This is a genomic window from Roseivivax sp. CAU 1753 (assembly GCF_054482575.1).
This window is the reverse complement of the sequence record NZ_JBTLRF010000010.1, coordinates 23,149-34,930: the sequence shown is the minus strand read 5'-3', so window position 1 is coordinate 34,930 and position 11,782 is coordinate 23,149. Positions and strand designations below refer to the sequence as shown.

Annotated in this window: 12 protein-coding genes; 5 read left to right on the top strand and 7 right to left on the bottom strand. The window is 64.0% G+C overall.

What is annotated here, in order from left to right; genetic code table 11:
- The first annotated feature begins 89 nt into the window (after window positions 1-89).
- The 3 genes from ACXYMN_RS16955 to ACXYMN_RS16945 all read left to right on the top strand — a co-directional run bounded on the left by ACXYMN_RS16955 (window position 90) and on the right by ACXYMN_RS16945 (window position 2,625).
- Window positions 90-1,388, top strand: coding sequence for a tetratricopeptide repeat protein (locus ACXYMN_RS16955; protein ID WP_459014882.1), 1,299 nt, complete (start codon window positions 90-92; stop codon window positions 1,386-1,388).
- Between the two features lie 86 nt (window positions 1,389-1,474).
- Window positions 1,475-1,909 (top strand): VOC family protein, encoded by a 435-nt coding sequence (locus ACXYMN_RS16950; protein WP_459014880.1) that lies wholly within the window; start codon window positions 1,475-1,477, stop codon window positions 1,907-1,909.
- A gap of 26 nt (window positions 1,910-1,935) precedes the next feature.
- Window positions 1,936-2,625, top strand: coding sequence for a DUF1194 domain-containing protein (locus ACXYMN_RS16945; protein ID WP_459014878.1), 690 nt, complete (start codon window positions 1,936-1,938; stop codon window positions 2,623-2,625).
- Window positions 2,626-2,712: 87 nt separating this feature from the next.
- On the opposite strand, the gene ACXYMN_RS16940 is transcribed toward ACXYMN_RS16945, so the two are convergent.
- From ACXYMN_RS16940 to ACXYMN_RS16930, 3 genes are all read right to left on the bottom strand, one after another.
- The gene (locus ACXYMN_RS16940) at window positions 2,713-3,210 is read right to left on the bottom strand and encodes a MarR family winged helix-turn-helix transcriptional regulator (protein ID WP_459014876.1); all 498 of its coding nucleotides are present in this window, start codon (window positions 3,208-3,210) and stop codon (window positions 2,713-2,715) included.
- 79 nt (window positions 3,211-3,289) lie between these two features.
- Window positions 3,290-3,586: a succinate dehydrogenase assembly factor 2 gene (locus ACXYMN_RS16935; RefSeq protein WP_459014874.1), complete on the bottom strand. Its 297-nt coding sequence runs from the start codon at window positions 3,584-3,586 to the stop codon at window positions 3,290-3,292.
- Complete coding sequence (locus ACXYMN_RS16930; protein ID WP_459014873.1) at window positions 3,583-3,975, bottom strand: helix-turn-helix domain-containing protein; 393 nt, start codon at window positions 3,973-3,975, stop codon at window positions 3,583-3,585. The genes ACXYMN_RS16935 and ACXYMN_RS16930 overlap by 4 nt, the downstream gene beginning before the upstream one ends.
- A 106-nt stretch (window positions 3,976-4,081) precedes the next feature.
- Between ACXYMN_RS16930 and ACXYMN_RS16925 the strand changes: the two genes are divergently transcribed.
- Window positions 4,082-5,284: a pyridoxal phosphate-dependent aminotransferase gene (locus ACXYMN_RS16925; protein WP_459014871.1), complete on the top strand. Its 1,203-nt coding sequence runs from the start codon at window positions 4,082-4,084 to the stop codon at window positions 5,282-5,284.
- Between the two features lie 11 nt (window positions 5,285-5,295).
- The gene (locus ACXYMN_RS16920; RefSeq protein ID WP_459014869.1) at window positions 5,296-5,697 is read left to right on the top strand and encodes a hypothetical protein; all 402 of its coding nucleotides are present in this window, start codon (window positions 5,296-5,298) and stop codon (window positions 5,695-5,697) included.
- A gap of 55 nt (window positions 5,698-5,752) precedes the next feature.
- Here ACXYMN_RS16920 and ACXYMN_RS16915 read toward each other — a convergent pair whose 3' ends face one another.
- From ACXYMN_RS16915 to rpoC, 4 genes are all read right to left on the bottom strand, one after another.
- The gene (locus tag ACXYMN_RS16915) at window positions 5,753-5,986 is read right to left on the bottom strand and encodes a hypothetical protein (RefSeq protein WP_459014867.1); all 234 of its coding nucleotides are present in this window, start codon (window positions 5,984-5,986) and stop codon (window positions 5,753-5,755) included.
- A gap of 277 nt (window positions 5,987-6,263) precedes the next feature.
- A complete protein-coding gene (locus ACXYMN_RS16910; RefSeq protein WP_459014866.1) occupies window positions 6,264-6,575 on the bottom strand; it encodes a hypothetical protein in 312 nt (103 codons plus the stop codon).
- A 125-nt stretch (window positions 6,576-6,700) separates the two neighbouring features.
- Window positions 6,701-7,285, bottom strand: a complete 585-nt coding sequence (locus ACXYMN_RS16905) for a YdeI/OmpD-associated family protein (RefSeq protein ID WP_459014865.1) — start codon at window positions 7,283-7,285, stop codon at window positions 6,701-6,703.
- Window positions 7,286-7,500: 215 nt separating this feature from the next.
- Window positions 7,501-11,751, bottom strand: a complete 4,251-nt coding sequence (rpoC, locus tag ACXYMN_RS16900) for a DNA-directed RNA polymerase subunit beta' (RefSeq protein WP_459014863.1) — start codon at window positions 11,749-11,751, stop codon at window positions 7,501-7,503.
- Window positions 11,752-11,782: the final 31 nt, after the last annotated feature.

The following is an 11,782-nucleotide window of genomic DNA, read 5'->3' as shown; positions in this document are numbered from 1 at the left end:
TTGCCGGGCCCCTGATGATCGCACTGGCTTGCGGCGTCCCCTTCTGGGGCGCCGTTGCCGCGCCCGACGGCCCGAAAAAGGCGCTTGCCATGTCACTGCCCGAAGCGCGGTCGATGGCGCTCGAACTGATCCGCTTTGGCCATGTCGAGGGCGCGGAAAAGATCATCGCGGGGCTGCTCAAGGCCGACCCGGACGACGTCGAGGCGCATTACCTGATCGCCAAGCTTGCCGAGGCGAAGGGCGATCCGAAAGCCGCGCGTCAGGCGGCGGGGCGCATGTTCCGCCTGGCCGATGCCCCCGATGCGCGCTTTGCAGCGTCCAGCATCGCGGCCCGGGCCGCCCTTGCCGAAGACCACTACACGACCTCGCAATTCTGGCTTCGGCGCGCGTATCAGTCGGCCCCGGACGACCGCGCCGAAGCGGTGGTGGCGCGGGATTACGCGCGGGTGCGGGCTGCCAACCCGTTCCGCTTTTCGCTGAAGGCCTCGGTCACGCCGTCCTCGAACGTCAATGACGGGTCGTCGGACGAATACAACACCATCGCCGGGCAGGATGCGGTGGGCATCCTGTCGGGTTCCGCCCAGGCGCTTGACGGGGTCGAGACGCGGGCGGAGCTGGACCTGTCCTACCGGATCGCGCAAGGCGACCTCTGGCGCACCACGGCGCTTTACCAACATACCGAACGGCGCGTCGCGCTGAGCGAGGATGCAAGGGACCAGGCCCCCGACCTGTCCAACGAGGATTTCGCCCAGACCACGCTGGAGGCCGGGCTGCGCCACGAAGCGATTCTGCCCGGCGGACGCGTCGGCGGCCGACTGAACTGGACCGGCGGGCGAACCTGGTACGGCGGCGAGGAACTGCACGATTTCCAGGTCCAGGAGGTCGAAGGGTGGCTTCGCCTGACCGAACGGTTGCGCCTGTCGACGCTGTTCGCCCGCGAAATACGGATGCCGACGGTCGATCCCGATGACCTTGAACGATACGACACCGTGTTGCTGGGGTTGAGTTTTGCGCTGCCCGGCGGCGGAAAGATCGGCGGCACCGTCACCGCGCAGACAAGTGATCCCAGTTCGGATTTCCAGGACGGCACGGCCCACAGCGTGAGCGTGACCTACGCCCATGGTCGCCCGGTGCTGGGCATGGGTCTGTCGGGATATGTCAGCCTGCGCGAAGAGGAGTATCCCGATTACATCGTGGGCGTGCTCGACGTGCCCGGCGGGCGTCAGGATCAGGCCTGGACAGCGGGTCTGTCGATGGCGTTCACCACCTTCGACTACGCCGGGTTCATCCCGGAAGTCAGCATCACCGCGCAGACCCGCGACTCGAATGTCAGCCGGTTCGACACCGAAGAACTGAGCGTCAGCTTCGGGATCAAATCCGCGTTCTGAGCCGCGCGATTGGCCAGAGGTGCTAGACAGCGGCCCCGATCCCCCTACCCTGTCCAGCAACGCAACCGATCAACGGAGGGACGCGCATGTCCATCGAGTATCTTCACACCATGGTTCGGGTGAAGGACCTGGAAAAGTCCATCGCATTTTACGAGCTTCTGGGCCTCAAGGAACGGCGGCGGGTGGATCACGAAGGCGGGCGCTTCACGCTGGTCTTCATGTGCCCGCCGGATCAGGACGATGGCCGCGCCGATGTGGAGCTGACCTACAACTGGGATGGCGACGAAGGGCTGCCGTCGGACAGCCGCCACTTTGGCCATCTCGCCTACCGGGTCGATGACATTTACGCCCTGTGCCAGCAGCTGATGGACGCAGGCGTGACGATCAACCGTCCCCCGCGCGACGGGCATATGGCGTTTGTGCGGTCTCCCGACCACGTTTCGGTCGAGCTGCTGCAAAGGGGCGAGGCAAAGCCCCCGCAAGAGCCATGGGCATCGATGGAGAACACGGGCCATTGGTGAGGGGCTTGCGCAAGCGGGCGGCCGCTTTGGCGGTCGCTGCCCTCTGGAGCGGAGCGGCAGTGGCGCAGGACGCGCCTTGCCGTCTGAAGCTTCTGCTTGCGCTCGATGTCTCGAGCTCGGTCGACGACGCGGAATACATCCTGCAACGCGACGGTGCCGCCGCGGCGCTGGGCGATCCGGACATCCGTCGCGCGATCCTGTCCGGTCCGGGGGCGGTGTCGCTTTCGGTTTACGAGTGGAGCGGACGGCGGCAGAACGCGCTGGTGCTGGACTGGATGCGCCTTGGCAGCGATGCCGATATCGACCGGGCCATCGCCACCCTGCGCGCCTTTCCCCGCAGCCAGACCCGCTATCCCACGGCGATGGGCTATGCGCTGGGATACGGGGCGACGCTGTTGCGCCGGGGGCCGGACTGCACGCGGCAGGTGATCGACATCTCGGGCGACGGCATCACCAATGACGGGTTCGGCCCCGAGATCGCCTACAAGCATTTTCCCTTTCAGAACGTCACGGTGAATGGACTGGCGATCCTGGGCGCGGATCCGATGGTTGCGGACTACTACGAGTTCAACGTGCTGCACGGGCCGGGGGCGTTTGTGGAGCTGTCCGAAGGCTATGCGGGATATCGCCGTGCGATGACGCGCAAGCTGTTTCGCGAAATCAGCAATGCCGTTGTCGGACAGATCGAGGACCGCGTGTCGCCACCGCCGGGATGACGTGCGGAACCGCCATGCAGGCGATCCAGGCCGCGGCAGCGCGCGCCGGGTCTGGCAGGGTTGCCAACCGGATGCGCCAGGGCGCGGCTAGTAGATATACCTGATCTGATCCGTCCAGTACCGCTCTACCCGGCGCAGGGCGTGGGTGATTTCCTCGAGCCCGTCTGGCCCCAGCACGCCTTTCGATTCCAGCCCTTCGGCATGGCGCGCGAAAAGCTGTTCGACGAGATCGCGAATTTCGCGACCCTGATCGGTCAGACTGACCCGCACAGCGCGACGGTCGATTTCGCAGCGCTGATGATGCATGTACCCCGCCTCGACCAGTTTCTTGAGGTTATAACTGACGTTTGAGCCCTGATAGTAACCGCGGGTCTTCAGTTCGCCCGCCGTCACCTCGTTGTCGCCGATGTTGAACAGCAGCAGCGCCTGCACGGCGTTGATCTGCAAAACTCCGACGCGCTCGAACTCGTCCTTGATGACGTCGAGCAGTAGCCTGTGCAATCGCTCTACCAGAGAGAGCGCGTCGAGATAGGTTTTCATAAAGCTGGGTTGGCCTGCCCGCCCCAGCGAGGAATGGATGCTCATGCGCTGTCTCCGCTGATCCCTTGATCGCGTGCAGCATTCGTCAAAAAACCGAAGAATACGTTAAGTCGCGACAGCCATCTTACGACCCGTCGGCCACCACCCCGGTCGAGGCGGCGGCAATTTTGCGCACGAGGCCTGCAAAGCGGTCGGGCGGCGCCACCTGGCCGGTGATCCACTGATACAGATCCTGATCGTTTTCCGACAGCAACGCATCGTATTCCGTCAGCCCCGAATCATCCATCGCGTCCAGGTTGGCGTCCGAGAAATGGATGAGGATCAGGTCCATTTCCTTGATGCCGCGCCGCATCGACCGCATCTTCAGACGCCGGATGCGGGTATCGCGCGGTTCGCCATGACGGGGCTGTTCCGAGATCATGTGAGTTCCACCGACGCGACCGTGCGCAGCCGTTTCTCAAGCTGTCCGGCGCGTTCCGCAAGCGCTTTCATGTCGGTCCGGATGGCGCGCAGTTCGTTGATCGCATCGCGCAGGTCCATCGGGGCGGCGCTGTCGGACTCCTGAACGCTGACGCCTTCGCCCTCGCCGGTGAGCAGCCAGATCATCGACACATTCAGCAGCCCCGACATCATCGACAGCTTGTTGGCGCGCGGCTCGGACAGATCGTTTTCCCAGTTCTGCAGGGTCTTCAGCTTCACGCCCAGACGCCGCGCAAGTGAGTCCGCGGTCATGCCCGCGGCTTCGCGGGCGGCGGACACGCGGTCACCGAACGTGGCGGCCTCGGGGCCATACCAATCGATATCGCTCATCATTTCGTTCAATCTCCTTGCGGTGGGCGCGCTGCGCTTGCACCAGCCCGTCACGCCCCATACACCTTCGCAATACTGTGCGCACTCGAATGCCGGACCGATCAACATGCCGTTTCTGTCAAACACGCTGGCCCGGGTGAAACCCTCACCGACCGTGGCCGTCACGCAACTTGCCCGGGACCTTGCGGCAGAGGGGCGGGACGTGATCGGGCTTGGTGCCGGTGAGCCGGACTTTGACACACCCGATAACATAAAAGCCGCGGCGATTGCGGCGATTCATGCCGGAAAAACGAAATATACCGCACCGGACGGAATTCCAGAGCTGAAGGCCGCGATCTGCGAAAAGTTCAAGCGCGAGAACGGGTTGGACTACGTTCCCGCGCAGATTTCGGTGTCGGCAGGCGGCAAGCAGGTGCTGTTCAACGCGCTGATGGCCACGCTCAACCCGGGCGACGAGGTGGTGATTCCCGCGCCCTACTGGGTCAGCTATCCCGATATCGTCCGCATGGGCGGGGCGGAGCCGGTGATCGTCGACGCGGGGATGGAGACCGGTTTCAAGCTGACGCCGGACGCGCTCGAGGCGGCGATAACCGAGCGCACCAAGTGGTTCATCTTCAACTCGCCATCGAACCCCACGGGCGCGGCCTATTCGCACGACGAACTCAAGGCGCTGACCGACGTGCTGGAGCGGCATCCGCATGTCTGGATCATGTCCGACGACATATATGAGCACCTGGCCTATGACGGGTTTACCTTCTGCACCCCGGCCCAGGTGGCGCCCGCCCTTTACGCCCGCACACTGACGGTGAACGGTGTGTCCAAGGCCTATGCGATGACCGGCTGGCGGATCGGGTACGCGGCGGGGCCGGAGGTCCTGATTGCCGCGATGCGCAAGGTTCAGTCGCAATCCACGACGAACCCCTGCTCGATCAGCCAATGGGCCGCGGTCGAGGCGCTTACCGGGCCGCAGGACTTTCTGGCCGAGCGATTAAAGGCCTTTGCCCGGCGACGCGATCTGGTGGTTGCGGCACTCGACGCCACGCCGCATTTGACCTGCCCGACCCCGGAAGGCGCATTCTACGTCTATCCGTCCTGCGCCGGCGCAATCGGGCTGACCAGCGCGGGCGGCACGCGGATCACCGATGACGAGGTTTTCGCCCGCGCGCTGCTGGAAGAGGAAGGCGTCGCCGTCGTCTTCGGGGCGGCGTTTGGCCTGTCCCCGCATTTCCGCATCAGCTACGCCACCTCGGACGCCGCGCTGGAAGACGCCTGCGCCCGCATCCGGCGTTTCTGCGAGGCTTTGAGCTAAGGAGCGCCGCGATGTCCGACGACCTTCCCGACTATTACTTCCGTATCCGCGAAAACGGTGCGCTGGTCTTTCGGCTCGATACCGAGAACCGCCAACGCCGCATCGAGATGGACCCGATCGCCGTGGCCAATATCCGCAACGGAGACATCAAGCCGCAGGGCGACAGGGCGCTGACCGACGACGATATCGCCGAAATCCAGGCCTGGATCGAAGCCCGCCGCGCGCTTCTGGCGCAACGGGACGTCGATGACATCCACCGGACGGTGGATCACCTGAACCTGACGACGCAATGGGCGCAGTCCAAGGCGACGCCCGAGCAGCTCGACGACGTGACGGACGCGCTGTTGCTGGCGATGCACGACCTCAGGACGATGCTGGTGCGCAAGAAGGCCGACCGGCTCGCCAAGGACTAGCTCCGGCCCGATCGGGGACCGGGGTCCTTTTTGGGCACGCGCGGTGCCATGTCCGTCAGGCCCAGGCCAGCGCGGTGCCCAGGACGACCAGCCCGATACCTGCGATTTCGCGCGACGTGAAGGATTCGCCGAACAGCAGGATCGACACCGTGCCGATGATGATGACCTCTGCGCCCAGGATGCCGACATAGACGATGCCGAGACGTTCCTGCCGCAGGGCCAGAACCTCGAAGACCCCGGCGGACAAGAGCGCGGCGGCGATCAGCACGATGGTCCAGGAACTGGGCACCGACCATCATCGCGATGCAGTAAAGGCTCGCCGAGGCGAGGACGACAAGGGATGAAATACCCATTTTGAAACGCCTGAATTAAAGACCGCAAAATAGCACGATTCCGGTGATCCGGGTAGTCTGGAATACCTTCCCCGGGGTATCGACGCGTCCGGCGCGACGCCGCATCCAGACCGGTCGGTCCGACCCGGCGGGGCCAATTCGACAGACCGCACGGGCCCCGCATGCGCCGCGTCAGGCCCGCAAGCGGCATGGGGTGCACGTGGGTCGGGGGCGTTACTTGCAGTTGTTGGTATTCGGCGCATAGCAATAGGCGGGGCCGCCATTGCTTGGCTTGCAGGCCACGGTGCCGCCGGTGCAGACGAGGCCCGCGGTGCATGTGCCAAAGCCCGGCTTGTAGCATCCGCCCGGCCCGTAGCTGCCCGGCGAGCAGACGTTCATGCCCGCAGGACAGGTGTTCTGCGACAGCTGGGTCATCGGCGACAGGCGCGGCGCGGGGTCACTCGCCCGCTGCTGGTCCGCGAGGGCGGGGGCCGCGATCAGGGCAAGGGCAAGCCCCGCCACCAGGTTCAGATTTCGTACCATCATGTCTTGTCCCACGTTGCGAATATTGCGGGACGACATCAACACGCGGCCTTGGGAGACTCGTTGATAAAAATCAAACGGTTGGCATTGCCGCTGCGTCACCCGCGACCGCCGCCACCAGGGCCGCCTCAGCGATCGTTCAATCCTTTTCCCGCAATGATCCGGGGCCTGCTTTTCGCGACCCGCGCGCGCCGTGTCTCGGATTTTGCAGCGTTGGAGAAATGCAGGACATAGCCGCGGCGGCGACCGGGGGTCAGGGCCTCGAACGCCTTGGAAAACGCCGCATCCGCGTCGAGGACGTCCTGCAATTCGACGGGATGGTCCAGGCTGTCGCGCGCGGCGAAGTCGACCGACAGGCCCGCCTTCTCGGCATCGATCGCCTTTGTCACATAGGCCCGGATCTGATCTGCGCGGGCGGTGATGTCGTCAAGCCCGGCAAAGCGCAACTGCCGCATGGCCTGCGAATGCGCGCCCGGCGCCACCAGCGCGTTGTCGTCATCCTCAAGAAGAGCACCCTTGAAAAACCCAAGGGCGCAGTAGCCTTTCAGCCCGTAGATGATGACGACATTGCGCGCGTCGTGAAGATAGCAGAGTTTTCCCCATTTCACCCGCTCTTCGAGACCGCATTCCAGCATCAGGGCGCGCAGCGCCAGGCGTTCCTGTTGCCATCTCGGGGTGTTCAACAGGCGCGCGACCTCTGGCGTCTCGGTCATCGGGGATCCTTTGCTGGTCGTGTGGAGGCCCGCGCGTCAGGGGTCCGATGCAGGGGCCGCCGCGCCATCATGCCGCCGCCCACCGCGATCCGACAAGCCCATACGCGCCGCCGCCGATGACCAACGCTGCGCCGGACCGGATCAAGCGCGCGCGGAACGGAAAAGGCCCCGCGCGGTGCGGGGCCTTTCCGTCGGGTGTCAAAGGACAGGCGCGATTACTCGCGGCTCTCGGAGGTGTCCTCGATGACCGTGTTGAAGACGTCGCCGCCGACCACATCGGCAGCTGGCTCTGCCGGTGCCGCGAGGCGCGCGGCCTCTTCGGCTTCGGCACGGCGCGCCTCGATCACGATGTTGTCGCGATCGGTGGCGATCTTCTGCACGTTCGTGGTGGCCCCACCGGTGCCCGCCGGGATCAGGCGGCCCACGATGACGTTCTCCTTGAGGCCCACGAGAGTGTCGACCTTGCCCTGCACCGAAGCCTCGGTCAGGACGCGGGTCGTTTCCTGGAAGGACGCGGCCGAGATGAACGACCGGGTCTGCAGCGACGCCTTGGTGATGCCGAGCAGGATCGGTTCGCCCTTCGCGGGACGCCCGCCCTTCTTCTCGGCCTTGGCGTTTGCCTCTTCGAACTCGACCTTGTCCACATGTTCGCCCTTGAGCAGCGTGGTGTCGCCACTGTGCAGGATTTCCCACTTCTGGAGCATCTGGCGGACGATCACCTCGACGTGCTTGTCGTTGATCTTCACGCCCTGCAGTCGATAGACGTCCTGGACCTCGTCGATCATGTAGTTCGCCAGCGCTTCGACACCCATGATGGACAGGATGTCATGCGGCGCGGGGTTGCCGTCCATGATGTAGTCGCCCTTCTGGACATAGTCGCCTTCGGCCACGGGAATGTGCTTGCCCTTGGGGATCATGTATTCCTTGGCTTCGAGCGTATCGTCGGCAGGCTCGATCGAGACCCGGCGCTTGTTCTTGTAGTCCTTGCCGTAGCGCACATAGCCGTCGATTTCGGCGATGATGGCGTGGTCCTTGGGACGACGTGCCTCGAACAGTTCGGCCACACGCGGCAGACCGCCGGTGATGTCCTTGGTCTTGGCACCCTCGCGCGGAATGCGCGCGACGACGTCACCGGCCTTGACCGGGTCGCCTTCTTCGACCGAGAGGATCGCATCGACCGACATCGGATAGGTGATCGGGTTGCCCTGATCGTTGCGCAGAGGCTCACCGTTGTCATCCTGCAGGATGATCTCGGGCTTGAGCTCGTTGCCCTTCGGGGCGGCGCGCCAGTCCGTGACGATCTTCTGCGACATGCCGGTGGCATCGTCGGTCTCTTCGCGCACGGCAACACCGTTGACGAGGTCGACCAGACGGGCCGTGCCGTCTTTCTCGGCGATGATCGGCAGCGTGTAGGGATCCCATTCGAAAAGCTTGTCCCCGCGCGCGACCTCCTGGCCTTCCTTGACGAAGATCTTGGTGCCGTAGCCGACCTTGTGGCTGGCGCGTTCCGCACCATGCTCGTCGACGATGCGGATCTTCATGTTCCGCCCCATGACAAGCAGTTCGCCCGACGCGTTCACCAGCGTGTTCGGGTTGTCGTACTCGACCTTGCCCGATTGCGACGCTTCGAGGAACGACTGCTGGCCACCCTGCGCCACGCCGCCGATGTGGAAGGTCCGCATCGTCAGCTGTGTGCCCGGCTCGCCGATCGACTGCGCCGCGATGATACCGACGGCTTCGCCGGTGTTCACCATCGTGCCACGCGCGAGGTCACGCCCGTAGCACATGGCGCAGACGCCCTCTTCGGCCTCGCAGGTCAAGGGCGAGCGGATGCGCACGGACTGAACCGCCGATTCTTCGATCAGGTCCGACATGCGCTCGTCGATGAGATGACCTTCCTTGCAGAGCACCTCCTCGGTGCCCGGCTTCAGGACATCCTCGGCGGTGACGCGCCCGAGAAGACGCTCGGCGATGGAGGCGACCACTTCGCCGTCGTTGATCGCCGCTTCGCAGGTGATCGAGTTGTCGGTGCCGCAATCGCGCATCCGCACGATGCAGTCCTGCGCCACGTCCACGAGACGACGGGTCAGATAGCCCGAGTTCGCGGTCTTGAGCGCGGTGTCCGACAGACCCTTCCGGGCGCCGTGCGTCGAGTTGAAGTATTCAAGAACGGTCAGACCTTCCTTGAAGTTCGAGATGATCGGCGTCTCGATGATGTCGCCGTTGGGCTTTGCCATCAGGCCGCGCATGCCGCCCAGCTGCTTCATCTGGGTGACCGAGCCACGGGCACCGGAGTGGGCCATCATGTAGACCGAGTTCGGTTCTTCCTCGGAGCCGTTCTCGTCGTACTTGGCCGACGAGATGGTGGACATCATCGCCTCGGTGACCTTGTCGTTACACTTCGACCAGGCATCGACGACCTTGTTGTACTTTTCGCCCTGGGTGATCAGGCCGTCCATGTACTGCTGTTCGAAATCCTTCACCTGGTCGCGCGTCTCTTCGACGATCGGCCACTTGGCGTCGGGGATGACCATGTCGTCCTTGCCGAACGAGATGCCCGCCTTGAACGCCTCCTTGAAGCCCATCGTCATGATCTGGTCGCAGAAGATGACCGATTCCTTCTGGCCGCAATAGCGGTAGACGGTGTCGATGACCTTCTGGACGTCCTTCTTGCGCAACAGCGTGTTGACGAGGTCGAAGGGCGCCTTGGCGTTCATCGGCAGAAGCGCCCCCAGACGGGCACGGCCCGGCGTGGTCTCGTAGCGCTTGATGACTTCCTGACCTTCGTCGTCGATCTGGGTGATCCGGCACTGGATGCTGGCGTGCAGATGCACCTCGCCCGCGTTCAGCGCATGCTCGACCTCTTCGGTGGACGAGAAGATCATGCCTTCGCCCTTCATGCCCTTCCGCATGATCGTGGTGTAGTAGAGACCCAGGATCATATCCTGCGACGGCACGATGATCGGTGCGCCGTTGGCCGGCGACAGAACGTTGTTCGTCGACATCATCAGGACGCGCGCCTCAAGCTGCGCCTCGAGCGACAGCGGCACGTGCACGGCCATCTGGTCGCCGTCGAAGTCGGCGTTGAAGGCCGAGCAGACCAGCGGGTGCAGCTGGATCGCCTTGCCCTCGATCAGTACCGGCTCGAACGCCTGGATGCCCAGACGGTGCAGCGTGGGTGCGCGGTTCAGCAGCACCGGATGCTCGCGGATGACCTCGTCGAGGATGTCCCAGACCTCGGGACGCTCTTTTTCGACCAGCTTCTTGGCTTGCTTGACGGTCGAACTGAGACCCTTGGCCTCAAGCCGCGAATAGATGAACGGCTTGAACAGTTCGAGCGCCATCTTTTTCGGCAGACCGCACTGGTGCAGCTTCAGTTCCGGCCCGGTCACGATGACCGAGCGGCCCGAAAAGTCGACGCGCTTGCCCAGAAGGTTCTGACGGAAGCGGCCCTGCTTGCCCTTGAGCATGTCCGAGAGCGACTTCAGCGGGCGCTTGTTGGCCCCGGTGATGACGCGGCCGCGACGGCCGTTGTCAAACAGCGCATCGACGGATTCCTGCAACATCCGCTTTTCGTTGCGCACGATGATGTCGGGCGCGCGCAGCTCGATCAGACGCTTGAGGCGGTTGTTCCGGTTGATCACCCGACGATAGAGATCGTTGAGATCCGAGGTCGCGAAACGGCCACCATCGAGCGGCACCAGCGGGCGCAGCTCGGGCGGAATGACCGGGATCACGGTCATGATCATCCACTCCGGACGGTTGCCCGACTCGAGGAAGTTCTCGACCACTTTCAGACGCTTGATGATCTTCTTGGGCTTGAGCTCACCGGTGGCTTCCTTGAGCTCTTCGCGCAGGCGGTCGGCCTCGGATTCGAGGTCGATCTGGGCCAGCATCTCGCGGATCGCCTCGGCGCCGATATTGGCGGTGAAGGCGTCCATGCCGTACTGGTCCTGCGCGTCGAGAAACTCATCCTCGGTCAGCATCTGGCCGTAGATCAGGTCCGTGAGGCCGGGCTCGATCACCACGTAATTCTCGAAGTAGAGAACCCGCTCCAGATCGCGCAGGGTCATGTCGAGCATGAGGCCGATGCGCGAGGGCAGCGACTTCAGGAACCAGATATGGGCGCAGGGGGCGGCCAGTTCGATATGGCCCATCCGCTCGCGGCGGACCTTCTGCAGGGTGACCTCGACGCCGCATTTTTCGCAGACGACGCCGCGATACTTCATGCGCTTGTACTTGCCGCAGAGGCATTCGTAGTCCTTGATCGGACCGAAGATGCGCGCGCAGAACAGGCCGTCACGCTCGGGCTTGAACGTGCGGTAGTTGATCGTCTCGGGCTTCTTGATCTCGCCGAAGGACCACGAGAGGATCCGTTCCGGCGACGCCAGCGACACCTTGATCTCGTCGAAGACCTTGGGCGGGGTCAGGGGATTGAACGGGTTGTTCGTGATTTCCTGGTTCATGTCTTTTCCTCAGAGTTCAGAGGGTGCGGGG

Coding starts and splice junctions, on each gene's coding strand:
- ACXYMN_RS16955 (WP_459014882.1), top strand. CDS start 90: ATGTCACTGCCCGAAGCGCGGTCGATGGCGCTCGAACTGATCCGCTTT.
- ACXYMN_RS16950 (WP_459014880.1), top strand. CDS start 1,475: ATGTCCATCGAGTATCTTCACACCATGGTTCGGGTGAAGGACCTGGAA.
- ACXYMN_RS16940 (WP_459014876.1), bottom strand. CDS start 3,210: ATGAGCATCCATTCCTCGCTGGGGCGGGCAGGCCAACCCAGCTTTATG.
- ACXYMN_RS16935 (WP_459014874.1), bottom strand. CDS start 3,586: ATGATCTCGGAACAGCCCCGTCATGGCGAACCGCGCGATACCCGCATC.
- ACXYMN_RS16930 (WP_459014873.1), bottom strand. CDS start 3,975: ATGAGCGATATCGATTGGTATGGCCCCGAGGCCGCCACGTTCGGTGAC.
- ACXYMN_RS16925 (WP_459014871.1), top strand. CDS start 4,082: ATGCCGTTTCTGTCAAACACGCTGGCCCGGGTGAAACCCTCACCGACC.
- ACXYMN_RS16920 (WP_459014869.1), top strand. CDS start 5,296: ATGTCCGACGACCTTCCCGACTATTACTTCCGTATCCGCGAAAACGGT.
- ACXYMN_RS16910 (WP_459014866.1), bottom strand. CDS start 6,575: ATGATGGTACGAAATCTGAACCTGGTGGCGGGGCTTGCCCTTGCCCTG.
- ACXYMN_RS16905 (WP_459014865.1), bottom strand. CDS start 7,285: ATGACCGAGACGCCAGAGGTCGCGCGCCTGTTGAACACCCCGAGATGG.
- rpoC (WP_459014863.1), bottom strand. CDS start 11,751: ATGAACCAGGAAATCACGAACAACCCGTTCAATCCCCTGACCCCGCCC.